This window comes from Mycobacterium pseudokansasii (assembly GCF_900566075.1).
GTDB classification, from domain to species: Bacteria; Actinomycetota; Actinomycetes; order Mycobacteriales; family Mycobacteriaceae; genus Mycobacterium; species Mycobacterium pseudokansasii.
Genome location: NZ_UPHU01000001.1, coordinates 3,408,723 through 3,430,997 on the forward strand (window position 1 = coordinate 3,408,723; position 22,275 = coordinate 3,430,997).

Genomic DNA, 22,275 nt, shown 5'->3' on the forward strand with positions numbered 1-22,275 from the left:
GGCCTCGGTGGTGACCGATGCACAGTTACCCATGTGCAGCTCCGGGTTTCAGAGTGACGCTGGCGCGCCCACCGCGTCGAAATGGCTCGTCACATATCCGATGTGGCAATGTATCGGTTTACACCACCAATTCGGAGGCGAGTACCGATGCCGTCAACGACCACCAGCGACAAGCCCGTGCGGGTCACCAAACGCCGCGCCGAGACCCGCGGCCGCCTCATCGAGGCGGCATTCCGGGTGTTCGCCGACAAGGGATACGGACACGTGACCATCGAGGACGTGTGCGAGGCCGCCGGATACACCCGAGGCGCGTTCTACTCCCAATTCGACAGCCTCGAGGAACTGTTCTTCCTCCTCTACGACCAATGGGCAGCCCGCACCGCCGAACAGGTTCGCGCCGCGATGGAAGGCAGCGAACCCGTCACCGACCTGCCCAGCGTCGTCGAACGCATCGTGGACACCCTGCTGTTTGAACGCGACTGGCTGCTCATCAAGATCGATTTTCTGCTGCACGCCGCCCGCTATCCCGATCTCGCCCACCGCTGGGAGCGCCACCGCGCGCAATTGCGCAAGGTGATCGAAGAGCGGTTGATTGCCAGCGGCATCGAATTCAACCAGTCCCTCAACACCGTCGCCGACACGGCCCGGGCAATCGTCGCGGTATACGACGGCGTCAGCATCCAGCTGCTGCTCGACAGCGACCAGACCGCCGCGCGCGCCTGGCTCACCCAACTACTCAACGTGGTCCTGAGTCGCTGAGCCAGACGACGGTTGCAACGGTGCCGAAGGCAGACGCGGCGCCAAGCGGCTCTGCATATCCAATAAGATTGTGACCCAAGGCTTCTGAGACTCAGAGCGTGGCAGACATCAAGCGGAACGCATCAGTGCGCGCGCAGACGCTCGACGATAACTTCCCGCGCGGCACGGCCTTCCGGGATCGGCATCAGCGGGTAGACATGCAGCAAACCACGTCGCTCGTGATAGTCAACGTCCACGCCGGCCGCGGTGGCCTTCTGGACCAGCGCGCGCGCGTCGGGGTTGAGGATGTCGCGCGTTCCGCTGAAAACAGTCAGCGGGCCAAGACCGGTCAGATCCGCCGCAAGCGGACTGACGCGCGGATCGAACGCGACGAGGTCGCCGCGCCAACACTCCCCGAACACCGACAGCGCTTCGCGCGCCAGCCAAGGATCGGTCAACTCGACCGAGTCAATCATCGGGTTGCTCAACGAAATGTCCAGGGCCGGTGAGATCAACACCGTCTGGGGCAGCACCACGCCATGCTCGTCACGCAGCAACAACGCCGCCGATAAGGCGATTTGACCGCCCGCAGAGTCGCCGGCCAAGCACACGCCGTGCTCGGGCGAGATCTTCTCAGCCGCCAATTGAGCGACCACGGGCACCACAGCGGCCGCCGTACCAAACGGAATCAACGGATAGATCGGTACGACAACTTTCACGCGCGCCCCGGCGGCGATGTGGGTCACCAATCGCCAGTGGTGTGAGTTGATTTCGTTGACCCACGCACCGCCATGGAGGTAGACGACGGTGTGCGTGTACGCGTCGTTCTTGGGCACCACGGCATAAATGGGCCAGCCGGATCGACGAGCGACCTCCACAGTCACATCGGAACGCAGCCGCGCCGGCGGTCCGTACGCCGACGGACGCAATGCGCGGGCCGTGATGTGTTTGCGGGCATCGGCTGCGGTGGTGTACTGGCGGGTCCGCCCCGTGACACGAAGCATTGCGGGCATGGTTCGGCTCGCCCAGCTGGGCCCACGTGTCACGGCTCGTTCCTTTCGCTGATCTCAGACAGCAGCTTCCACTCCGGGACGATGACACCTCTTCGCCAGTACATCCCAGACCGTCATACACCGCGGCATGTTTCGTCGATACCCGGATAACCGATACGGGGCAGCCCGACATCGACGGGACACCGCCGGCGCTCACACCGCTTTCGGCCGATCGCCGATCGGTCGCGGTACGGGGCTTAGACTCCATTCGGCTCCGTTGCAGCAACAGAGACCGCTCCGCCACAGCGACGACTGGCTCGCTTCCCGCCGGCGACTGGTCGTGCAGCTCCCAAAGGTCGAAGGAGGGCCTATGAACGGGCCAACACAAGGGCCAACGACGGCCATCGACGCCGACTACCTGGTGGTGGGCGCCGGGGCAATGGGGATGGCGTTCACCGATACGCTTCTCGCCGAGTCCGAGGCGACCGTGGTGATCGTCGACCGGGCCCATCAACCGGGCGGACATTGGACCACCGCCTACCCATTCGTGCGGCTGCACCAACCGTCGGCGTATTACGGCGTCAACTCAAGAGCCTTGGGCAACAACACGATTGACGCCGTCGGCTGGAACCAGGGACTCAACGAACTCGCCTCCGTCGGCGAAATCTGCGCCTACTTCGACGCCGTGATGCAACAGCAATTCCTGCCCAGCGGGCGGGTTACCTACTTTCCCATGAGCGAGTACCTCGGCGACAGCCGATTCCGGACGCTCGGCGGCGCGGAGTACCCGGTGCGGGTCCGTCGGCGCATCGTCGACGCCACCTACCTGCAAGCCCTCGTGCCGTCGATGCGGCCGGCACCGTACCCGGTGGCACCCGGCGTCGACTGCATTGCGCCCAACGACCTGCCGAGATTCCGCGCGCGCGACCGATACGTGATCATCGGTGCCGGCAAAACGGGAATGGACGTCTGTCTATGGTTGCTGCGAAACGGCGTCACCCCCGAGAAGCTGACCTGGATCATGCCCCGCGACGCCTGGTTGATCGACCGCGCAACGCTGCAGCCGGGACCGACGTTCATCAAGAAGTTTCGGGACAGCTACGGCGCCACGCTCGAGGCCATCGGCAACGCGACATCGATCCAGGACCTGTTCGACCGGCTCGAGGCGGCCGGAACGTTGCTGCGGCTCGACCCCGCGGTGCGACCGACCATGTATCGGTGCGCGACCGTGTCACAACCCGAATTCGACCAATTGCGCCGCATCGACGACATCGTCAGGATGGGCCATGTCCAACGCATCGAGGCCACGGAAGTGGTGCTCGACGGCGGTTCAATCCCCTCTGGTCCTTCGACCCTCTACATCGACTGCACCGCCGACGGAGCCCCGCAGCGGCCGGCCACACCGGTTTTCGACGGCGACCACCTCACCCTGCAGGCGGTGCGGGGCTGTCAACAGGTGTTCAGCGCGGCGTTCACCGCGCACGTCGAACTTGCCTACCCCGACGACGCGGTGAAAAACGAACTCTGCGTGCCGATTCCACATCCGGACTCCGACCTGGACTGGTTACGGCTGACGCATTCCGATCTGCGAAATTTTCAGCGCTGGCTCGCCGACGCCGAGCTTACCGACTGGCTCGGTTCGGCACGGTTGAATCTTCTCGCCGAGTTGCTGCCGCCGTTGTCGCACAAGCCGCGGGTACGTGAGCGGGTGGTGTCGATGTTCCAGTCGAGGTTGAATGCTGCCAGCGAGCGACTGGAAAAGTTACTGAGCGACCACGGCGGCGATGGCGCGGCAACGTTGAGGAGTGGGCGTGCTGCAGCACACTGACGTCGACGCACCGCTGGTGGAGGTCCCCGGCTCGGGATACGTCTACCGGACAAGCTGGCGCCTGGCCACCACCGACATCGACGAGCACCAGCGGTTGCGTCTGGATGGAGTAGCCCGCTATATCCAGGAAGCCGGCGCCGAGCATTTGGCCGATGCCCAGCTGGCCGAAGTCCATCCGCACTGGATCGTGTTACGCACGGTCATCGACGTCGTCGAGCCGATCGAGCTACCCAGCGACATCACCTTCCGCCGTTGGTGCGCAGCGCTTTCCACCCGATGGTGCACCATGCGCGTCCGGCTTGACGGCTCGGCCGGCGGACGGATCGAAACCGAGGGTTTCTGGATTTGTGTGAACAAGGACACCCTGACGCCGTCGCGGCTCACCGATGAATGCATCGCCCGCTTCGGCAGTACCACCGACAACCACCGGCTCAGGTGGCGCCCCTGGCTCACCGAGCCGGTAACCGACGGCACCGATACACCATTTCCACTGCGCCGCACCGATATTGATCCTTTCGAGCACGTCAACAACACCATCTACTGGCACGGCATAGTCGACGTACTCGGCCAGCTGCCGGCCGGCGCAGAGCTGACCTCCGCTCCACATCGCGTCGTGCTCGAGTACCGCAGCCCGATCAAGTACGGCGAAGCCGTCACCATTCGTTCCAACCAGCGCGACGGCCGTATCCGCATGCACTTCGTGGTGGGTGACGACGTCCGCGCAGCGGCTTTGGTCCGCAAGCTTTGACCGGTGCTGGATCGTGTCGGCCGCCGAAGCCTCGAAGCAGCGTCCGCGCGATTGTGAGGGTGCCGCCGAGTACCCTCGCGCTAGTGCAGGTCGCTGAGCTTCCCCCGATCTGATGGACCACGCAGGCACCGGTCGGCCTGCCCGCGATCTGGCGGTTGACTATTACCGGGTGTCGGGCGTGGTCCTCATCGTCCTGGGCCACTGGCTGGCCGGGTCGGTGACGTATCACGACGGACAGTTCGGCCGACAGAACCCGCTTGTCGACCAGCCCTGGACGCAGTGGCTGACGTGGCCTTTTCAGGCGGTGCCGGTTTTCTTCCTGGTGGCCGGCTATGCCGGCGCCGTGTCATGGACACATCGTTACGGTGACGGCGGTGTGTCGCGGCAGGACTGGATTCGGCATCGGGTGGCGCGAGTACTCGGACCCACCGCGGTGTACGTGGGGCTGATGTCGGCAGTCGTGGTGGCGCTGCAGGTCTCCGGCCTGCCCGCCTCGGTGCTGGAATATGCGGGTTGGGCGGTGGCGATGCACCTGTGGTTCCTCGCGGTGTATTTGGTGGTGGTATCGCTGACGCCTGTTGCGATAGCCGCACATCGACGGTGGGGGCTCATGGTGCCGGCGGTACTGGCAGTTGCGCTGGTAGCGGTAGACGCCGCTGCGTTGGCCGGTCATATGACCTCTCTCGGTGGCATGAACTACCTGTTGTGCTGGGGCCTGCTCTACCAGCTGGGGATCTGTTGGCAGGCAGGGCTATTGAGCGGCCATCGACCGGTGGTGCTAGCCGGCGGATCGGCAGTCGCGCTGGCCCTGCTCATCTGGGTCGGCCCCTATCCGGTCAGCATGATCGGGGTTCCCGGCCAAGCGGTACAGAACAGCATGCCGCCCTCGGCGGCGATGCTGGCGTTCGCCTGCGTACAGGCCGGCATTGCGGTGGCCGTCGCACCCGCGCTCAACCGCGTGCTTGGTTCCCGCCGATTGCAGCGGCTGTTGTCGGCGGCCAACAGCAATGTGATGGCGCTCTACCTGTGGCACATGGCGCCAGTGGTGATCGTCGCGGTCGTCGCCTACCCGGCCGGGCTGCTGCCGCAACCGGCCCAGGGGACGGCGGCGTGGTGGCTGGCCCGGCTGGAGTGGGAGGTTGTCTTGAGCCTGGTGACAGCCGTGCAGATGGCGTTGTTGTGGTGGCTCCGGCGATTCTTCGCGGCACCGCTGCCGACCATCCGGATACCGCTGCCGCAGCGTTGGGCCGAACCGGTGGTGCTGGTGGGTGTCATGATGGCAGCTGCCTTCCTGTGGGTGGTCGCCGCGGCCGGATTTGCTCCGTCGGGGAAATATCCGTGGATGACCGCGCTGGTTTTCGCGCTCGGGCTGACACTCGTGGCGTGCCGGCCCGCAAAGGCCACCCGGCGGTCAGTCGATACCGCCGCGGGGCCCAATTGAGCTCGGCGCCAACCTCGACGCTGCGTTCAGAGTTATCAGAGGTCTGAAGGCCCATCGACAAGGGACCAATGCCTCGTTCCGTATTGCCGCTGAACCAATAGCGTCCAAGCACAAAGGAATGAGGAAACGCATGTCCAAGATCGACAGCCATCGGGGAATCGTCGTCGGCGTCGACGGCTCGCCGGGCTCCCAAGCGGCGGTCCGATGGGCCGCCCGCGACGCCGAGTTGCGCAATGTTCCGCTGACCTTGGCTCATGTTCTCCCGGCCGCGGCCGGAACGCGGCTGGCCTCGTCGGTAGCCGCAGGGCGGACCCGCAGCCGGATTGACGCCGGACAGCAACTGCTCGACGAGGCGCTAAAGATCGCCGAGGAAAGCTGCGAACGCGGACTAACCCAGATCTATCGCGAAATAGCCAGCGGGACCACCGTTCCAACGTTGACCAGGCTGTCCGAAGATGCCCATTTGGTGGTGGCTGGTTGCCGCGGCGCAGGCTCGTTGCGGGGCCGGCACTTGGGTTCGGTGAGTTCGGGGCTCATCCATGACGCGCGGTGCCCGGTGGCAGTCATCCATGACGACGTCCCAATGGCCGCCGATTCCCAGCGAGCCCCGGTGCTGGTGGGCATCGACGGTTCACCGGAGTCGGAAGTGGCGATCGCCATCGCGTTCGATGCTGCCTCTCGTCGCAAAGTGGACCTGGTGGCCGTGCACGCGTGGAAAGCTCCGGGCGTGTTGGATCCCATCGTCAGTTTGCCGGGTCCCGGCTGGCCGGAACTGAGGACGCATGAGGACAAGATCGTCGCCGAACGCCTGGCCGGTTGGGGCGAACACTACCCCGATGTCGTTGTTCGCCGAACGATCGCACGCAACGATGCGGCGCCTGAAATTGTGGGTATGTCCAAGTCGGCCCAACTCGTAGTGGTCGGCAGTCGCGGGAGCGGCGGATTCGCGGGGATGTTGTTCGGTTCGGTCAGCGCCGCCGTGGTGCTACTGAGCCATGTGCCGGTCATAGTCGCACGCAAAACGGTCGCCAAAAGACGCTGAACCCCTTCGGCGGCCCGGTTCAGCACGAGCTTCGCGAGTCCCGCCGGTCGCGGTAGACCCTCTCGCGAGGTCGGTCGGGCAGAAGCTGGCGGAAACCGTGCCGGAACTCTCTCGTTTGACGGATTCGGGCATGGGAAGCCTATCCTAACTAATCGCTCGACAGAGGAAGGCTGACCGCGCCCATGTTGCCCATCGATCCACACGCCGACGCTTGCCGGCGCGCCTGGCTACCCTGCCCGAATTGCAACTGGGGCCGCAACGCATGCTCCGAATGCCGCAGCAGCCGCAACTGCGGAACCCACTGGCAGTACCTGCTGAGCAACCGCGCCACAGAACTGCACCTCCAGTGCCCCGGATGCACTACTTTGTGGTCCACTGACACGCGAAACCGGCCGCGAGACAACGCGGTTGGTCATCGCTGACGCGGCGACGGCACCGGTTACCCGCCCCTGCCGGCACCCAAACCGGCACCCGAGTGTCAGGCAACCGAACCCGATTCCGCCCGGCCATCGAGGGCAGGAAGCGGGCGTTGGCAAATGGTGCGCGCCTCCTGGGCATCGAGTCCGAACAGACGCAACAACCTCTCGGTGACCATGTCGGCAGCCAACGCATCGTCACGATGCGGATCCGTGCGCAACAAGGCGCCCAGCCCCAGCAACGCACCCCCGGCCGTCGCTAACGCCAGTTCGGGGTCCCCCACCCGAAACCGTCCGGCGTCGGCGGCGGCCTTGATGTCGCGCAGGGCACGGGGGGCCAGCCCGTGATCGGATGACAGCAGGTCGGTTCCGGTGGCCAACAGGATGTCAGTCTCCAGTTCTCGCTGACGAAACAGCCTGCCGGTCAGCCGGAAACTGACAGCAAACGTTTCGGCAGGGTCGTCGATCGATGCGGTGAGCCGGTCCAGCAACGCCCCGTGGGTGTCAAGCACGTCAGCTACCGCCGCCGCGAACAGCTGCTCCTTGCTGTCGAAGTGGTTGTAGAACGAGCCCATGCCGACGTCGGCTGCCTGGGTGATCTCAAGCACCGGCGCGTTGAACTTTCCTTCGGCGATTAGCCGCTGCGCGGCCTTGACCAGCGCTGTCCTGGTGCGCTGTTTGCGTCGCTCCAGACGGTTCGGCGGTTCGGCGTGGCCGTCGCTAGAAGTCATCACTATGGCAGTATGACTCGATTATGAGGATATCGTCAGAAATGCGGGCGGGGGCGAACCGCCTGGCCCGCTCCGGATCAACAACCAGCGGCCTTACCAAGGACTGATTTGCCGCCGCCGGGGAACCCGCGCGGCCCGGTTCTCCGACGATCGTCGCCCATGTCCGCGATCCCGGGGGCTCGTGAGAGCGGACCCAGTCGACCGATGGCATGGCAGGTAGCGCGGGCGCTCCTGCCACTCGTCTGGGCGCATGGACCGTCACCTGCCCATTAGGCCGTCTAGTCAGGCCCATGAATGGGTAACCCCTGTCCGGTAAGCGTGGCAACGGAGAGAGGTGTGCAATGGCGGCGACCGAAGTGAGTGACTTTCTGCTGGAGCGACTCCGCGACTGGGGCGTGGAACATGTGTTTGCTTATCCCGGCGACGGAATCAACGGGCTCCTTGCAGCGTGGGGCCGGGCCGGCAACAAGCCGATGTTCGTCCAGGCGCGACACGAGGAAATGGCCGCCTTCGAGGCCGTGGGCTACGCAAAGTTCAGTAACCGGCTTGGGGTCTGCGCGGCGACCTCGGGCCCGGGCGCGATCCATCTGCTCAACGGTCTCTACGACGCCAAACTCGACCGGGTGCCGGTGGTGGCGATCGTCGGACAAACCAACCGCAGCGCAATGGGGGGCTCCTACCAGCAGGAAGTTGACCTGTTGAGTCTGTATAAGGACGTTGCCAGCGACTACGTCCAGATGGTCACCGTGCCCGAACAACTGCCCAACGTCTTGGACCGGGCCATCCGCACCGCGTTGACCAGGCGGGCGCCGACCGCGCTGATCATCCCGTCCGACGTACAAGAGCTCAAGTACTCCCCGCCCGCCCACGAATTCAAGATGGTTCCGTCCAGTCTCGGGTTTCAACGGCCAGGAGTGGAGCCGGCACGCGACGGTCTGCAACGGGCCGCCGACGTGCTCAACGCCGGTGAACGGGTCGCGATGCTGATCGGATGCGGGGCACGCAACGCCGCCCGGGAGATCGTCGCGCTCGCCGACGTGCTCGGCGCCGGAGTCGCCAAGGCGTTGCTGGGCAAAGATGTGCTATCCGACGAATTGCCCTTCGTGACCGGCGCTATCGGCTTGTTGGGTACGCGGCCAAGCTACGAGATGATGCGCGACTGCGACACCTTGCTGACCATCGGGTCGAGCTTCCCCTACACGCAGTTCCTGCCACCGTTCGGTGGGGCTCGCGGCGTGCAGATCGATATCGACCCCACGGTGATCGGAATGCGATACCCGAACGAGGTGAACCTGGTCGGCGATGCCGCTGCCACAGTGCGCGCGTTATTGCCACTGCTGCAACGCAAATCCGACCGATCCTGGCGGGAGACGATCGAACGGAACGTGGCACGCTGGTGGGAGACCATGGCCATGGAGGCCCAGGTGGCGGCCAAGCCGATCAACCCCATGCGGCTGTTCGCCGACCTGTCACCCAAACTGCCCGACAATGCGATTATCACCGCCGATTCGGGATCGTCAGCGAATTGGTATGCCCGCCAACTGAAATTCCGCGACGGCATCCGCGGCTCGCTGTCGGGCAATCTCGCCACCATGGGGCCCGGAGTTCCCTACGGCATCGGCGGGAAGTTCGCCCATCCGGACCGTCCGGTGATTGTCTTCGCCGGTGACGGCGCGATGCAGATGAACGGTATGGCCGAGTTGATCACGATCGCGCACTATTGGAAGCAGTGGGCGGACCCGCGGCTGGTCGTGGCGGTGTTGCACAACAACGACTTGAACCAGGTGACCTGGGAAATGCGCGCCATGGCCGGGGCTCCGAAATTCGCTGAGTCGCAAACTCTTCCCGATGTCGACTATGCCGGGTTTGCCGCCAGCCTGGGCTTGGGCTCGGCGACGCTGACCGCTCCCGATCAAATCGCGTCGGCCTGGGATCAGGCGCTACAGGCCGACCGGCCGACCGTGCTGGATGTGCACTGTGACGCGGACATCCCGCCGGTGCCGCCACACGCCACGTTCGATCAGATGAAAAGCGCGGCCAGCGCCGTGCTGCGCGGTGACGAAAATGCGTTCGGCATCATCAAGGAAGGCGTCAAGATCAAGGCGCAGGAGTTCTTGCCGCACCGGGAAACCAGCAGGCGATAAGGGCGCAGGTCGCTGCCGTCGCGGCTGACGGCGCCCGTCCCGGCCGGATTGCGATGGCGTCATGGCGGCTGACGAGTTCGCTTGACCTGACACGGCGACCGGGCGCGGCGGTGCGTGGCATGCTTGGAGCTGAGCTAGCTGGTGCGCGGCCAGATCGGTTGCCGAGCAGAAGACGTGACGGTTCTGCCGCTCGGGCAGTCATCGAACGGCCTGTCGTATCGCGCAGTTGGTTCCCGCCCTCTCGGCTCAGCGAGCGCACCGCGCCGGTGACTCAGGCCACATGTTTGAGGCCGCGACTATTCGGAAACCCTTGCAGTGCAGGGATATTTTGACTGAGCGCTGGCTGAGCGCAATCGAGCGAGCGCGAGGTCGCCATGTGAATAGTAACCGATAGGGAGGAATTCATGGCGGAGAAGAGTGGCCCCCAAGAGGGCGTCGAGGGCGTCGTCGAGGGTGCTAAAGGCAAGGCCAAGGAAGTCTTTGGAGCCGTGACCGGACGCGACGACATGAAGCGAGAGGGGCAGGCCCAGCAGGATAAGGCCGACGCCCAGCGCGACGCGGCCAAGAAAGAAGCCGAGGCCGAAGCTGCCCGCGGCAGCGCCGAGGCTTCTGAAAAGCGTCAGGAAGCCAATCAGTAGCTTGAAAGAGAGTGGGCCCGGTCCGATTTCGGACCGGGCCCACTCTCTTGCCGTAACACTGCCGACCGTCAGCGCGCCAGACGCGCGATCGGGGTCTGCGCGAGATGGTCAAGTAAGTCTGCGGCATTCTCGAAAACCATCACTGCCCCGGCACTTTCGAGTTCCCCGCCAGACACGCCGCCGCTGAGCAGCCCGATGCTCGGCACATCGGCGCGGGCACATGCTTCGGCATCCCACACCGCGTCGCCGACGAAGACGGCCCGGGTGTTGTCGACGCCCGCTCGGCGCAGCGCCACGTGGATGATGTCGGGCTTGGGTTTTGCGGTGTCGACGTCCCCGGCCGACGTGACTTCAGCAACGACGTCGTCACTGTCGAGTACCTTACGCAGGAGCGCCAATTCGTCTTCTGGGGCCGAGGTGGCAAGCACCACGTTAAGGCCGAGGCTTGCCACGCGGTGCAGCAGGGCGCGTGCGCCCGGCAGGGGTCGCAGTAAGTGTGACGCTTCTTTGTAGTACCGCGAGTGCAAATCCTTCAGGCGTTGCTGAATGTCCTTGGGCGCGTTGCCCGACAGCGATTTCACCAGCGTCGAGCCGTCCATCCCGATGGACCGGTGGATGCGCCATGTCTCGACGTCGATTCCCGCCGTGGCGAACGCACGGAGCCAGGCGTCGATATGCAGGTAGTTGGAGTCCACCAGGGTACCGTCGACGTCGAACAATACCGCCGGCCGCGCCGCGGAACCGGAAGCGTCCCCAGGGATTTCGCTGTCGGACAAGGCCATCGACCGACTCAACTGCTGAACAGGATGGCCGTGACTGCGATGTCGACGACCAGCAGGGCCAGCGCGCATAACGGAACGACAAAGCCACGCCGCCGGGAAGCCGTGAAGAAGGAGGCGACAAGCGTTGAAGCAGCCACAACCGGAGCGCCATACAGCACCACTCCGAACACCAGACCGTTCGGGCCCAGGTCTGGGCACTGATCGCCGCTGCACGCAGCCATGCTCATCGCCGCGCCGATGGCGAATACCATGACGACTGCTGCCGCGGGCACCGTCAGCAACGCCAGCACCCAGTTCACCAGGGTGCGACGGCCACGGTTGTGATCGCCAGCCTGCGCTGCGATGCCCGCGTCGGTGATGACCTCGTGGTGTTCGTGGTTCTGCAGCCTCATCAGCGCCTCCCTTCATGGGGTTCCGGTGGAAACTGGCGGCGGCCGCGGCGAGTCGCGGCGCGCCCCGATCGCCTTCTGGCCGACTACCCGCGTGGGTTGTGCCGAAACATGGCGGCTAGCGCATGCAACCCGCGGCAGTGCCCGGCTGCGTCGGCACCCCGGCGGTTGACGGCCCGATCAGCGCCAGGTGGGCAAGTCCATGCCGGCTCGGGCCCTCTTGAGGTCCTCGACGAACAGTGTGTAGGCCTCGCCGCGGCGGTCACTGCGATCCCGCAGCACCGCCGACGGGTGAACGGTTGCCGTCACCAGTGGTTCGGGGTTGACCGCGACCCGCAACGTCGCGGACAGGCGCACCCGTTCACCACGATGTGCGGTCACGCGAAACGCGCCACCCAGCAAGGATTGTGCGGCCGTCGCACCCAGGCACACGATCAATTGTGGCTGTACTGCCTCGATTTCGGCGATCAGCCAGGGCCGGCAGGCCACGACTTCGGTTCGAGAGGGTTTCTGATGTATGCGCCGCTTGCCCTGCCTGCGGAACTTGAAGTGCTTGACGGCATTGGTCTGGTAGGTCAATCCCGGGTCGATGCCGGCATCGTCGAGAGCCCGCTGCAACAGTCGGCCGGCCGGGCCGACGAACGGAAGTCCCTCCTGGTCCTCGCGATCGCCCGGCTGTTCCCCGACCAACATCAGCGGCGCGTCACACGTGCCGTGACCGAAGACGGTGCGGGTGGCGTCGGCGTACAGCGCGCAACCCCGACAACTGCTGGCGGCGTCCTCCAAAAGGGTCAATTCACGTTCGTCGGGTAAGTAGCGCCCCGCCCCCGCGGCAGATGCTGCAGTCATGGCCGAAACCCGCTGCGGCCGACGGCGTCGGCGCCGACCTCGGTACGTTCTGACACCGGAATTCCTTCATCGACGAGCGTCCCCACTCGGGATACCCGCTTCGAGGGCACGCAATCCGGCCCGAGACCGGCCGTCAGGCTTCTCCGCCGGCGGCAACTCGGGTGGCTCGGGTCGATCGTGGGGTCGCTTTCGCGGCGTTGCGCAGGGAGCGGTTGGTCGCCTGCAAGTCGTCGTTCGCAGCAGCCAGTGCCGCATTGTCGTCTTCGAGACTGAGGATACGCGCAATTCCGGCCAGATTGATTCCGGCGTCAACCAGAGCGCTGATCCGCTGCAGCCGGGCCAAGTCGTCGGCGCTGTAGCGCCGTGTTCCACCGTCACTACGAGAGGGGGTCAACAATCCGTAGCGTTCGTACAGCCGTAGCGACTGCACCGCGATGCCGGAGAGCTCGGCGGCCACTGAGATGCCGTACACGCCATGGTCAGGCGCCGGCGCGCCGGTTTCGCCGGGACGGTCAGCCATAGCTCATCTCCTCGACTGCTACTCGCATAGAAAACCTCTCTATCACACTTGCATTGCAATGTCGATACTGGTATAAAAAATCTATGGTGATGGCCATAGATGTGCAACCCTATTGGACCAGCAGATTGGAGTGAGAGGTGACCACCATGCTGATGCGCACCGACCCGTTCCGTGATCTGGACCGCTTCGCCCAGCAGGTGCTGGGCACGGCCGCCCGGCCAGCGGTGATGCCCATGGATGCGTGGCGGGACGGCGAAAAATTCGTCGTCGAGTTCGACCTTCCCGGCATCGACGCCAACTCCCTCGACATCGATATCGAGCGCAACGTGGTCACCGTGCGCGCAGAACGGCCCAGCGTCGATCCGAATCGGGAAATGCTGGCCAGCGAGCGGCCGCGCGGAGTGTTCAGCCGCCAGCTGGTGCTCGGCGAAAACCTCGACACGGACCGGATCGAGGCGTGCTACCAGGAAGGCGTCCTGAGACTGGTGATCCCGGTGGCCGAACGGGCCAAGCCGCGCAAGATCTCGGTCGCCCGCGGCAATGGCCACAAGGCCATCGACGAGGCTGACGCGCAACCCGAGGGGATCGAAGCCTGACCGGGGGTGGATGGCGCGGCGACCGCCGCCGGCCTCGTCGGCCCGGACTCGTCGCGCCTCCACCAGACGTCATGTCCCACAACCGATGACTCGACGCGACTGGCAATTCGAAGTTCCGGGTAAGCCGGGTGCACTCGAGCCCGCAGGAAACGGCTTTCAACCTGCTGAAATTGGTGTCGCACGAGACCAACGTCAAGCTGCGGCTACCGGCGGAACAAAACCTGTCGAGATTTCCGCGATGCCAACCGACCATTTTCGCCGTCCGCAGAGCTGGACCGATTACTCCTGACCGCGCATCGCCACGCCGCGGGACAGACCAGGAAGCGTGACGTCTCCCTCGATCGGGGGACATGAGATTCATCCGAGCAGGGGCCGGTCAGCCGACAGACATCGCCGCAAGGCGAGGGCATGGTAACTGGCGGAGCGGTGTCCGCGTCGGACCCGCTCCTGCTCCACACCGCGAGCAGCAAGGGCGCACCGTAAAGGTTGGGCACGGGTCAGCCGCCAGACGGGAATCGATAATGACCAGCATCGCAGTCAGCGCTGAGCCCGCTATCGGATGGGCGGCATGACGGCTATCCCCTCGGCGCCGCGCCAGGCCCGTTATCAGATGCCGCCGTTCTGCTCGAGCGGCTGGGCGATGACCAACGACGAGGTGGCGCACGGGGCCGCGGCCTACCCCGCAGACATCGGTTACCAGACGACGGATTCGCCGGCGTGGTGGGACAACAACGCCGACATGGCCGTCGAGGGAGCCGTACGGCAGCTTCTTTCCGCCCTCGGCGTGGACGAGGGCGAGCACACCGCCGAGACACCTGCGCGGGTCGCCCGCGCTTGGCGGGAGATGCTGTGGGGATACAACGAGGTGCCCGAGGACCACCTTGACACCGATTTTCCCGCTCCGGACGACCCCGGGCTGATTGTCCTGCACGGCATCTCGTTCGCTTCCACCTGCGCGCACCATCTGTTGCCGTTCTCGGGGACTGCCACCATCGCCTACCGCCCCCATCCCGGGCAGCGCATCGTGGGCCTGTCCAAGCTTGCCCGGCTGGTCCACGGTTACGCCGCGCGACTGCAGGTTCAGGAGCGCATCGGGCACCAGGCGACCGCCGGGATCATGCGCAAGCTCAACCCTTCCGGGGCCATGAGTGTCATTACCGCACGACACGACTGCATGAGGCTGCGCGGAGTACGCGAACCGGCCGCCGAGGCAACCACCGAGTCCCGCAAAGGCAGATGGCTGGACCGTGAAATTGCGCTGGTCCATCGCCTACATGCCGGCGGTCGTCCCGGCGCCTGCTAGGACGACCGCGCCACGATCAGGGGCATCCGCACGGCGTGCACCACCGCGTTGCTCACCGAGCCCAGGAGGACGCCGGTGACGCCACCGCGGCCGTGACTTCCGACCACCACGAGCTGAGCGGTTTGCGACCGTTCGATGAGCTGCCGTGCCGGGCGGTCGCATACGACCACCCGGCGCACCGTCACATCGGGATAGCGCTCCTGCCAGCCCGCCAACCTCTCGGCAAGCAGGACCTGGGCTTCGGCTTCCACCGCGGTCCAGTTCAGTCCCGGCAGCTCGACCACCTCGAGATCGCTCCATGCATGCAGCGCGATCAGCTCAACCCCGCGGCGGGATGCTTCGTCGAACGCCACCGCCACCGCGGCCTCCGACGCCGGTGACCCGTCGATCCCGAGCAACACCGGGGCGTGCAACGGATCCGGCATCAAAGGATCTTCGTCACGGACGATCGCGACCGGACACCGGGCACGTCTCACCAGACTCGAACTGACAGAACCCAGCAAGACCCGGGCCAACGCGCCGCGGCCGGAGCTGCCGACGACGATCATCTCCGCCTCGGCCGACATTTCGACCATGGTGGGTACCGGCGTGGAAAACACGATCTCACTCTTCACGGTGAGCTTTCGCTCCCCCGTGACCGACTCGTCGGCGATCTTGTGCGCAGCGGCCAGAATCTTGCGCCCCTCGTCTTCCTGCCACACCGCCCAGGTATCCGGGTAAGGCATCGGCGGCCAGGTCGCCACATCGGTGCTCACCACATGGACGATGGTCAGCTGAACGTTGCGCATCGCCGCGTCGCGGGCCGCCCAACATACCGCGGCATTCGAGGCGGGTGAGCCGTCGGCTCCGACGACAACGCCGAGACGCTTTTCCAAAATCGACATTTCGTTGCTCCTCCGATTACCTGACGTGTGTCGGCAAAGCTGCGACCAATGGTGTGTCGACGCCGAGTCGGCCTACCGTGGTGGCCCCGCCCGGCGCACCGGCGCAGTGCCGGCCGATCACCCAAGTCATAACGCCAAGCTACAAAACACATACCGCTGTGGCGTCTTCCGAACGGCCTGACCAGCAGGGACCAAAGACCTCTGTTTCGTGTGGTTCGTACACGGCGGCCGGCAATCAGGCGGGACGCACGACGATGACCGGGATTTTCGCCGAGTGGGCCACGGCAGAGCCGACCGAGCCGAGGAGCATGCCGGGAAATCCCCCGCGGCCGCGGCTTCCGACCACTACCAATTGCGCGTGCTGGGCACCCTCGAGCAGCCAGTGCGCAGGCTTGTCACAGACCAGGGACCGCTGAACGTGGACGTCAGGGTACTGCTCTTGCCAACCTGCGAGCCGCTCGGCGAGAACTTCCTCTCCCTGACTCTCGCGATCGCGCCAGTCCATCCCGAGGATGGGGAAAACGCCGACGTCACTCCACGCGTGCAACGCGACCAGATCTACGCCACGACGGGAGGCTTCGTCGAATGCCAAGGCCGTCGCGGCTTCCGAGGCCGGTGATCCGTCGATGCCCACCAGCACCGGCGCGCTGGTGTCCGGAGCCATACCGTCGTCGGAATGAATGACCGCTACCGGGCAATGCGCATGGTGCAACAGCGCCGAACTCACCGATCCCAGCAATGCTCGGCCCAGCGCGCCCATTCCCTGACTGCCGACGACGGTCATCCAGGCGTCCCTGGAGGCCTCGATCAGCGCCGGCACGATGTTGGAATAGACCACCTCGGTGCGGACGTCCGGCGGGCGGGATTCTCCCAGGCTCTCGTCCAGCGCCCGGCGCGCCCGCTCGATCACGGTTCGCGCTTCGTCTTTCTGCCACTCGGGCATTTCCGTGTAGAGCTGGCCCACCGGCCAACCGACAACGACGGGGGCGACACCGTGCATCAATGTGACGGGCATCTGGCGCGAGCTGGCCTCGCAGGCGGCCCAGGCCACCGCCGCGTCGGACTGCGCCGAGCCGTCAACGCCCACCAGAATTCCGTACTGCGTTGTGTCCCTGGACATTTCACCCTCCTTGCGGCAGCCCCATGGGTACCCGGCCAGCGCCGGCACCGGATCCTCACGTCAGCACAACCTTGGCGGCGCGAGTCTCGACCTGACCGTATACGACGCCCGCCCGGTTCAGCAGAGACCATGGACCTCACTTTGACGCGGTTGATCCCAATCAGCTCACCGGTGGGCCGAACAGCTCACGAAATCAGAGTCGAAGGACCCTACGCCGATTCCCGCTCGATGGATACGGTCTGGCATGTCGGAGTCCACCGACAGTAACGAGGGGAAGGCTGTCACAATGCCCGTCATCAATAGCTACAACGTCGAAGCGATGCTGGATTCGATGGCGACCGTGTCGTATGGCGTTATCCACTGGTTCGATGACGAGCGCGGATTCGGATTCGTCCACCCCGCAGACGGTGATCGCGACGTCTTCATCGACTCCTCCGAGATCGTTGATTGGCCTGCCGGCGGCGTTCATGAAGGTCAGCACGTGAGCTACCAAACCGGGGGCACACGGCACTGGCCCTTGGCGCAAGCCGTACACATCCTCTAAAGGCGCGCCGGCTACGGCTCCCGCGGCTGAAGCCGCGCGATGACGTAAAACGGCAGCGCCACAAAAACCGTGCCGCCGACCAGATTGCCGAGGCTGGTAACGCAGATATTGGTGACCAAGCCGTGAGTCCCCCAACCCCAGCTGATCCCGCAGTGTGGGGCATCCGGGTGAAACGCATTGAGCAGCAACGGCAGTCCCAGGAACCCGACATTGGCCACGACGTGCTGATCGCTGCCGATCACGAATGCGAAGGGCCCGTAGAACGCGAAGCCCATCCGCGCGACGTCGCTGCGCGCCTTGTAATACATGCACATGGCGGTTTGCAGGAACCAGGTGCACAGCACCGCCAGCAGGAAGGCGGTCCACAAGGGCTGGCCGGCTTTCTGGGCGCCGACGACTGCCGCACGCGTGGCGAAGGCACCCAGATACGGACCCCCGGCCGCGGCGCAGACGGCGACGAACACCAGTGCACCAACGATATTGCCGCTCAGTCCGATAAGCAGCAGCTGTAGATAGCAGCTGATGCGCATGCGTCCCTGCAACACCGCGAAGAAGCCGGCTGCCATGTCGGCGGTGATCAGTGATGCCCCTGACACGAGGATGAGAACAAAAGACATGCCGAACGCCAGGCCCATCAGCAGGCTGGCGATACCAGGCGTGCCGACCCCGGTGCTGACGACCAACGACAACAACGCGCCGAAACCCACCATCGACCCGCCGACCAGTGAGCGGATCAGGAAAGCCCATGGATGGGCGGATTTCTCGAGTGCCATGTCCGCTATTCGGGTCACCATGGCCGGGACACCGAGTGGTTCGAACGGATCACCGGCCCGGCGATCATCGGACAACGGGCCCACGAGATCTGGGCCCAGGGCAAGCTGGGACATGGTGCGCCTATCGGTAAGTATGGAAAGTGTTGCGTCGCTTAAGAAGCCACCGGGTGGACGGTGTCTGCCCAATCGTGCATCCGTCCCGAGTAGTAGAGCAGCGGCAGCCCGCCGGCGCGGCGCACGGCGCAGGCGCGGATGAGCAGGATGACGTGGTCGCCCGCGTCGTAGATCCGGTCGATGAAGCCGCTTACCGAGGCGGCCGCGCCGACAAGAACTGGACAACCGCAGTCATCGGTGTCGAATGCGACTCCCTCGAAGCGGTCGTCGACCTTGCTGGCGAAGCGGCGCGCCAGGCTCGCCTGGTCGTTCGCCAACACGTTGACGGCCACGGAGCTGCCGATGCGGAACGCCGGCAGGCTGCCCGCGCTGCGCGCCACACACTGCAGCAACAGCGGCGGGTCCAGGGACACCGAGGCAAACGAGCTGATGGTCATGCCGACCGATCGGTCGCCCAGTCGGGTGGTCAGAACGGTGACGCCGGAGGGAAAGGCGCCCATAGCGTTTCGCATCGATGTGGCGTCAACCGGGCCCCCCAGTGTCCAAACCTGGTCCGGGCGGCGATCCGGTTGCGACGAGTGTGCACTGGCGTTCGTCATTCTTGGCCTTTCCTGAGGGTGTTGATCGTCTTGATAACCCCCGCGATGTGCTCGTCGCTGAGCTTTTCCCCGTCGAATACATGATTGAGCAGAACTTTGAGGTCCAGCATTTGCTGCAGATACACCAGGCATGGCGGGCACTCGTCGATGTGTTTGGCCACGATCGCTCCCCAGTCCTGCGGGTCCGAGTCCACCAGGTCGTCGACGAGTCGGACGAAATCAACGCAGTCGACGGCGGGGACCGTGTTGTCGTAGACGGTCATCGTTGGTACCGCTTTTCCAGTTCATTTCGGAGGTTTGCCCGGGCACGGTAGAGCAGGGCACGTTGCGCCTCGGCGGACAGCTCGAGAATCTCGGACGCCTCTTCGGCGGAGGTACCGACCAGGTCGCGCAGGATTACCAGCTGTCGCTGCCGCGGCGGCAGCGTATCCAGCGCAGCGCGCACCTGCTCGACGAGTTCCCTTGCAACGGTTCGGTCCTCGGGGAGGAACCGCCGCGACGGCGGCACGCTCCAGTGCCCGGCGTCGGGGTGGCCGGCCGGGTGCATCCGGTCCGACAGCGGGTCGGCATCGTCGGTGGCCAGCACCTCATGTTCGCGGATCCGGGACTCGCGGCGCCGGTGCCGCGACGCGGTGTTCTTGACGATCCCGAACAACCAGGTGGCCACCAACGAGCGGCCCTCGAAAGAGGCCGACGACTGCATCACCTGAACCCATGCTTCTTGTACCGCTTCTTCGGCCACCGTCGGCGAGTTCACCATTGTGCAAGCAAAACTCACCATTTGGCGGTGATAGTCGCGCACCAAGCCGGCCAGCGGAACTCCGCCGACCGTGTGCTCGGATGCGGATCCGGGTGGGACCGCGACCGGGGTCATCGTCGACCCGAGCGGTCACTCAACGGCATCCCCCCAGTTCCCACCGCAGCTGCGCCTCCGACGGCGACTGCACGGGCAGGAATGCGGCTTCCCGGTATCGGCGGCTCGCCGGCGTCCTGCTGGCATATCCCTTGCCGCCGGCCGTACGAATCTCGAGCGCGGCGCTGGCACTGGCGATTTCGGCCGCGCTGAGGCGTAGCGAGAGCAACTCCTTCTTGCTCGGCGGTTGCCCGCCGCCGACCGACGCGGCCACGCTGGCCAAGGTGGTCTCGGCCAGCGCGAGCTTTCCGGCGATCAGGTCGACGTCGGGGGCGAACACCGAATTCACTCCGGTGAGACCGATCCTGCATTGCGTCAGTGTGGTCTTGGCCAGCCCGAGGCACATTGCCGACTGCAGTACCAGGAAGGCGGGGCGGACCGCGTCGAGAAACCCGTCGAAGTCGGCGGACAGCACCTGCTCATCGCCGACGTACACATCGGTCAACTCCAGATACGACGAGGCCGTGCTGCCCATCGCCAAGAGTTCGAAGTGGTCACCGATGGTGATACCCGGTGTGCTCAACGGCACCGCCACGATCAATTTGTCGCCACGTTCGGTGCGCGCCGCGGTCACCAAGACCGAGTCGTGGTACAGGTTGCTGGCCCATCTGATCGACCCGCTCAGCTGGTAGCCGCCCGGGACGGCTGCGGCGGTGAGCTCGAGGCTGCCGCAGCCGGCCGCGTCTTTGAAGGCTGCCGCCATTCCGGTGATGCCCAGCGCGGTGCCGGCCAGCAGCGGCTGGACCGCGACCATGCTGTATTCCGTTGCGGCGGTGAGTAAGTACTCGATCGCCATTCGGTTGGCCCACACGCAGAACCCGGTGCTCATGCACTCGCCGGAGATCATTCGGATCACCTGGGCCATCTGTGGCAGCCGTCCGTCGATATTGCCGGGAGCGCCGAGCCCGAGCAGTCCGACTGTCCCCAGGCCCGGAAAGCTGCGGCGGGCGGTGTCGTCTCCGCAGTCCAGCACCCCGGCGTACGCGCGGATCTCTGCCAGCAGCTCCGAATCGAGCAAGTCGATCGCGGCGTCAATGGTCGCGGTCACGACATGACCTCCTGTTCCGTGTTGTTCCATGTGTAGTCGAGAAACTTGCCGTCGAAGGTCACAATCACCCGATCACCTTGCGGATCCGGACGACGCTGCACACTCATCCGGAAGTTGATGGCGCTCATAATCCCGTCGCCGAACTCCTCGGCAATCAGCTCCTTGAGTGCGGGCCCATAGAGCGACAGCGCCTCACGGAACCGGTAGATCGTCGGATCCGCCGACGCCGATTCGTCGGATCCCCGGTAGGGCGTCAACTGCAGAGCGGCGACCGCGTCGTCGTCGAGGTCGAGCAGTGCTACGACTGTCGCGGCATCGTCAGCCGACAGCGGGTGCTGGCCGAGGAGCGCCGCTACCGTCCACACCCGGTCCTTGCCGATCGCGTCGGCGATCTTGGTCCAGCTCAATCCCTTTGCCATCCGGGCCAGCTTGATGGCCTCGGCGAGCTTTAGCCTGGTCGCGTTGTACGTCACGTCACGATGCCTAGTCGATGGTCAGGGTCGAGTCGACGGTGGCCGGGCGGCGGAACGTGTTCACCACGGGCGACCAGGCGATCGCGTTGTCGTGGATCTCCCGCAACGTCTCGTCGTCGGCATCTCCGGCCAGGGTGACGCGGCAGCGCACCGCGGTGAAGCCGAGGATCTTGCCTGCCGGGGTGTCGCCGACGCCCCACACGGCGGAGATGTCGATGTCACCTTCCATCTCGACCTCGATCTTGGTCAGGGTCACGCCACGGTGGGTGGCGTTGGCCAGCAGGCCCACCGAGATGCACGATCCCAGGGCCGCCAAAGTCGTCTCCGAGGGGTTGGGCGCCGAGTCGTCACCCAGCAGCGCGGGGGGTTCGCCGACCAGCATGGGCGCCAGGTCGCGCACGTAGGTCATGTTGCGAAAGCCGCTTTCACACACCGTCTTGGCTTTCAGCGTCTTCTTGCCGGTGCTGGGGTCGGTCTTGGCGCTGCACGACAGTCGGTCCAGGCCTTCGGCATCGATCACAAGCACGTCGGTCATGTCGAGTCCTCCGTTTCTTTCCAAGCGAATAGTTTTCGGCGTCAAGCTTTAGTGCTCGGCAGACGCGCCGACGTGACGACGATCGGCAGTCTTTTACACGATCGACACAAAGCTC

At 65.2% G+C, this 22,275-nt stretch carries 25 protein-coding genes; 10 read left to right on the forward strand and 15 right to left on the reverse strand.

Going from position 1 to position 22,275, the window contains the following annotated elements; genetic code table 11:
• Nucleotides 1-147 precede the first annotated feature (147 nt).
• Nucleotides 148-759, forward strand: coding sequence for a TetR/AcrR family transcriptional regulator (locus tag EET10_RS15520; RefSeq protein ID WP_063466469.1), 612 nt, complete (start codon nucleotides 148-150; stop codon nucleotides 757-759).
• 122 nt (nucleotides 760-881) lie between these two features.
• On the opposite strand, the gene EET10_RS15525 is transcribed toward EET10_RS15520, so the two are convergent.
• Complete coding sequence (locus EET10_RS15525) at nucleotides 882-1,751, reverse strand: alpha/beta hydrolase fold domain-containing protein (RefSeq protein ID WP_063466468.1); 870 nt, start codon at nucleotides 1,749-1,751, stop codon at nucleotides 882-884.
• Nucleotides 1,752-2,100: 349 nt separating this feature from the next.
• Between EET10_RS15525 and EET10_RS15530 the strand changes: the two genes are divergently transcribed.
• From EET10_RS15530 to EET10_RS15545, 4 genes are all read left to right on the forward strand, one after another.
• Complete coding sequence (locus EET10_RS15530) at nucleotides 2,101-3,558, forward strand: NAD(P)-binding protein (RefSeq protein WP_063466467.1); 1,458 nt, start codon at nucleotides 2,101-2,103, stop codon at nucleotides 3,556-3,558.
• Complete coding sequence (locus EET10_RS15535) at nucleotides 3,545-4,306, forward strand: acyl-[acyl-carrier-protein] thioesterase (RefSeq protein ID WP_036405514.1); 762 nt, start codon at nucleotides 3,545-3,547, stop codon at nucleotides 4,304-4,306. The genes EET10_RS15530 and EET10_RS15535 overlap by 14 nt, the downstream gene beginning before the upstream one ends.
• A 112-nt stretch (nucleotides 4,307-4,418) precedes the next feature.
• Nucleotides 4,419-5,747 (forward strand): acyltransferase family protein, encoded by a 1,329-nt coding sequence (locus tag EET10_RS15540; protein ID WP_036405410.1) that lies wholly within the window; start codon nucleotides 4,419-4,421, stop codon nucleotides 5,745-5,747.
• Nucleotides 5,748-5,877: 130 nt separating this feature from the next.
• Nucleotides 5,878-6,789 carry a universal stress protein gene (locus EET10_RS15545; RefSeq protein ID WP_036405411.1) on the forward strand — a complete coding sequence of 304 codons (912 nt, stop codon included), beginning with the start codon at nucleotides 5,878-5,880 and terminating at the stop codon, nucleotides 6,787-6,789.
• Nucleotides 6,790-7,267: 478 nt separating this feature from the next.
• On the opposite strand, the gene EET10_RS15555 is transcribed toward EET10_RS15545, so the two are convergent.
• Nucleotides 7,268-7,936: a TetR/AcrR family transcriptional regulator gene (locus EET10_RS15555; RefSeq protein ID WP_122502286.1), complete on the reverse strand. Its 669-nt coding sequence runs from the start codon at nucleotides 7,934-7,936 to the stop codon at nucleotides 7,268-7,270.
• Between the two features lie 341 nt (nucleotides 7,937-8,277).
• On the opposite strand from EET10_RS15555, the gene EET10_RS15560 reads away from it, so the two are divergent.
• Together EET10_RS15560 and mbp1 are read left to right on the forward strand one after the other, a co-directional pair.
• Entirely contained in the window at nucleotides 8,278-10,080 is a 1,803-nt protein-coding gene (locus tag EET10_RS15560; protein ID WP_063466465.1) for a thiamine pyrophosphate-requiring protein, read from the forward strand.
• Nucleotides 10,081-10,484: 404 nt separating this feature from the next.
• Nucleotides 10,485-10,718 (forward strand): microaggregate-binding protein 1, encoded by a 234-nt coding sequence (gene mbp1 / locus EET10_RS15565; RefSeq protein WP_036405412.1) that lies wholly within the window; start codon nucleotides 10,485-10,487, stop codon nucleotides 10,716-10,718.
• A 68-nt stretch (nucleotides 10,719-10,786) separates the two neighbouring features.
• Here mbp1 and EET10_RS15570 read toward each other — a convergent pair whose 3' ends face one another.
• The 4 genes from EET10_RS15570 to EET10_RS15585 form a co-directional block, all read right to left on the reverse strand.
• Entirely contained in the window at nucleotides 10,787-11,500 is a 714-nt protein-coding gene (locus EET10_RS15570) for an HAD family hydrolase (RefSeq protein ID WP_051490654.1), read from the reverse strand.
• Between the two features lie 8 nt (nucleotides 11,501-11,508).
• Nucleotides 11,509-11,892 (reverse strand): hypothetical protein, encoded by a 384-nt coding sequence (locus tag EET10_RS15575; protein WP_036405413.1) that lies wholly within the window; start codon nucleotides 11,890-11,892, stop codon nucleotides 11,509-11,511.
• 177 nt (nucleotides 11,893-12,069) lie between these two features.
• Complete coding sequence (locus EET10_RS15580) at nucleotides 12,070-12,738, reverse strand: UdgX family uracil-DNA binding protein (protein WP_036405414.1); 669 nt, start codon at nucleotides 12,736-12,738, stop codon at nucleotides 12,070-12,072.
• Nucleotides 12,739-12,871: 133 nt separating this feature from the next.
• Nucleotides 12,872-13,258, reverse strand: coding sequence for a MerR family transcriptional regulator (locus EET10_RS15585; RefSeq protein WP_036405415.1), 387 nt, complete (start codon nucleotides 13,256-13,258; stop codon nucleotides 12,872-12,874).
• Nucleotides 13,259-13,404: 146 nt separating this feature from the next.
• Between EET10_RS15585 and EET10_RS15590 the strand changes: the two genes are divergently transcribed.
• Nucleotides 13,405-13,854: an Hsp20/alpha crystallin family protein gene (locus EET10_RS15590; protein WP_036405518.1), complete on the forward strand. Its 450-nt coding sequence runs from the start codon at nucleotides 13,405-13,407 to the stop codon at nucleotides 13,852-13,854.
• 568 nt (nucleotides 13,855-14,422) lie between these two features.
• Nucleotides 14,423-15,157 carry a GTP cyclohydrolase I gene (gene folE, locus EET10_RS15595; RefSeq protein WP_244601963.1) on the forward strand — a complete coding sequence of 245 codons (735 nt, stop codon included), beginning with the start codon at nucleotides 14,423-14,425 and terminating at the stop codon, nucleotides 15,155-15,157.
• Here folE and EET10_RS15600 read toward each other — a convergent pair.
• Both EET10_RS15600 and EET10_RS15605 read right to left on the reverse strand, forming a co-directional pair.
• A complete protein-coding gene (locus EET10_RS15600) occupies nucleotides 15,154-16,041 on the reverse strand; it encodes a universal stress protein (protein ID WP_063466462.1) in 888 nt (295 codons plus the stop codon). The genes folE and EET10_RS15600 overlap by 4 nt on opposite strands.
• Before the next feature lie 235 nt (nucleotides 16,042-16,276).
• Complete coding sequence (locus EET10_RS15605) at nucleotides 16,277-17,161, reverse strand: universal stress protein (RefSeq protein WP_036405520.1); 885 nt, start codon at nucleotides 17,159-17,161, stop codon at nucleotides 16,277-16,279.
• Nucleotides 17,162-17,447: 286 nt separating this feature from the next.
• Between EET10_RS15605 and EET10_RS15610 the strand changes: the two genes are divergently transcribed.
• Nucleotides 17,448-17,705, forward strand: coding sequence for a cold-shock protein (locus EET10_RS15610; RefSeq protein ID WP_174719694.1), 258 nt, complete (start codon nucleotides 17,448-17,450; stop codon nucleotides 17,703-17,705).
• Between the two features lie 11 nt (nucleotides 17,706-17,716).
• Here EET10_RS15610 and EET10_RS15615 read toward each other — a convergent pair whose 3' ends face one another.
• The 7 genes from EET10_RS15615 to EET10_RS15645 all read right to left on the reverse strand — a co-directional run bounded on the left by EET10_RS15615 (nucleotide 17,717) and on the right by EET10_RS15645 (nucleotide 22,160).
• Nucleotides 17,717-18,592, reverse strand: coding sequence for a formate/nitrite transporter family protein (locus tag EET10_RS15615; protein WP_051490656.1), 876 nt, complete (start codon nucleotides 18,590-18,592; stop codon nucleotides 17,717-17,719).
• A 38-nt stretch (nucleotides 18,593-18,630) separates the two neighbouring features.
• Complete coding sequence (locus EET10_RS15620; protein ID WP_063466483.1) at nucleotides 18,631-19,104, reverse strand: flavin reductase family protein; 474 nt, start codon at nucleotides 19,102-19,104, stop codon at nucleotides 18,631-18,633.
• A gap of 83 nt (nucleotides 19,105-19,187) precedes the next feature.
• Nucleotides 19,188-19,454 (reverse strand): hypothetical protein, encoded by a 267-nt coding sequence (locus EET10_RS15625; RefSeq protein WP_036405419.1) that lies wholly within the window; start codon nucleotides 19,452-19,454, stop codon nucleotides 19,188-19,190.
• On the reverse strand, nucleotides 19,451-20,065 hold the full coding sequence (locus EET10_RS15630) for an RNA polymerase sigma factor (protein WP_122502287.1): 615 nt from the start codon (nucleotides 20,063-20,065) through the stop codon (nucleotides 19,451-19,453). The genes EET10_RS15625 and EET10_RS15630 overlap by 4 nt, the downstream gene beginning before the upstream one ends.
• 19 nt (nucleotides 20,066-20,084) lie before the next feature.
• The gene (locus EET10_RS15635) at nucleotides 20,085-21,152 is read right to left on the reverse strand and encodes an acyl-CoA dehydrogenase family protein (RefSeq protein WP_063466461.1); all 1,068 of its coding nucleotides are present in this window, start codon (nucleotides 21,150-21,152) and stop codon (nucleotides 20,085-20,087) included.
• Entirely contained in the window at nucleotides 21,149-21,625 is a 477-nt protein-coding gene (gene cynS / locus EET10_RS15640; RefSeq protein WP_036405424.1) for a cyanase, read from the reverse strand. Before cynS ends, EET10_RS15635 begins: the two co-directional genes overlap by 4 nt.
• 10 nt (nucleotides 21,626-21,635) lie before the next feature.
• Nucleotides 21,636-22,160, reverse strand: coding sequence for an OsmC family protein (locus tag EET10_RS15645; protein WP_063466460.1), 525 nt, complete (start codon nucleotides 22,158-22,160; stop codon nucleotides 21,636-21,638).
• Nucleotides 22,161-22,275 lie beyond the last annotated feature (115 nt).